Consider the following 1,709-nt stretch of genomic DNA (forward strand, 5'->3'; position numbering starts at 1 on the left):
CAGCAGGATCTGCCCGCCGCCCTGCAGGGTCACGCCATGCTGGATGATTTGCAGCAGCGTTTCACCGCCGGTCGAGTCCAGCGAGATGAGGCCGCTATTGTTGATCATGCCGCTCAGCGGCAGCAAGGCGCCGTCGCCGATCGTCATGGTGCCGGCATTGTTGACCACCGGCGTCTGGTCGAAGACGAAATTGCCTGCCGTCAGCGCGCCCGAGTGCACGCCATCCAGCGTGATCGACTGCCCATCGCCCAGCGTGATCACCGCGTTGCCGTGGGCATCGTCGGCGATATGGGTCTGCAGGTCGGCAAAGTCCGCCAGTCCGTTGTAGCCGATAAGGTCGATCTGATCGGCCGCGGCGTCGAAATTATGCACCGTATCGGCACCGATCGGCTGCGAGAAGACGAAGAGATCGTTGCCGCTGGACCCGGTCAGCACGTCGTCGCCCGACCAGGCGAAGATCGGCGAGCCCGGAGCGTAGGCCTCGACATTGTCGGCGATCGACGCGCTGCCCGAGGTGCCGTCGGCGTTGATCCAGGTCATCTGGACGTCGAGCACGGCTGCCCCGGTGAAACTGGCCGATGTGGTGACAGTCAGCCCGCGCAGGTCGCTGGTCTGTGTCGTCCAGCTTCCATCGGCGTTATGCGTCGCGCCGTCGATGGTCCAGCCCGAAGGTACGTCCTTCACCGTGACGGTGATGAGCGCACCTTCATGCGAGGGATCGGTGAGAGCGAGGTTGATGGGCTCGCCGGAAGTGCCTGCGGGTTTGAGGCCGATTTGAGACCCGGCGGTGCTTAGATTGCCGGCGCCGTCCTTGAAGGCTCCAGCAGAAAAAGTTGCCGTGTATGTCGTGCCGTTGTTGGGCTTGTTCACCAGCAGAGTATACGTATCTACCGTATTGCCACCGCCGTCGGTTGCGGTGCCCCACGTGCCCGTGGTCGACACTAGGGTCACATTATTCGACAAAGCTAGTTTCGTTGAATCGAAGAATGTGTGGTTCATTCCGGTTTCGCTGAACTGGACGACGAGCGTGCTCGGTGCCCCGGCATTTCCCTGAACGCCCGTTATCAGTGCGATGTTGGGAGCCGTAGTATCGCCGCCCGTCACATTGATCGTCGCCGTGGCTGTGCCTGTGTCGGTACCTCCGTCCCCGTCCACCAGCGTAAAGGTCACAGTCTTTGTCGTGGTAGCACTGGTCGCGTTCGAGTAGCGAATGTGATCCTCCAGCGCTTGCGCTGCGGCTTGCGTGGCGTTGGCGTTGAAGGTGACGACGAGGTTTGTCCCGTTCGTTCCGCCGGTGAACGTTCCAATGGTCGTTCCACTATAGGTGACGTTGCTGCCGCTGAAGCCGATCTGGCCGAGGCCCGTGCCTTGGTTCTGGATCGTCAACTGGTCGGCTGAGGTGCCGTTTGCCGTGAATGCGACGGTCAGCGAGCCTCCGTTGAAATCAGCGGAGTCAACATCCGCGACAGTTCCAGATGGAGCGATAGCGGTCGCGGCCGATCCCGTGGTATAGCTGAGGCTTGTTGATGTTCCGGCCAACCCGCCGTTGAGATCTATTACCGGCGCATCATTTGCACCGTTGATGGTGACGGTGAGTACTGCCATGTCCGTCAGGCTGCCGTCGCTGACCGTGTAGTTGAACGTATCGGTGGTGGAGCCGCCGGTATTGAGGGCCTGGACCGTCGAGTCGTTCTCGTTGACCACGTAGG

General features: G+C 61.4%; 1 protein-coding gene. It reads right to left on the minus strand.

The annotated features are described in order from the left end of the window. The coding region (locus tag EN925_RS34755; protein ID WP_206633108.1) for a VCBS domain-containing protein at positions 1–1,709 on the minus strand (1,709 nt) is incomplete at both ends.

The organism is Mesorhizobium sp. M7A.F.Ca.US.006.04.2.1, assembly GCF_004022915.1.
Lineage (GTDB): Bacteria > Pseudomonadota > Alphaproteobacteria > Rhizobiales > Rhizobiaceae > Mesorhizobium > Mesorhizobium ciceri.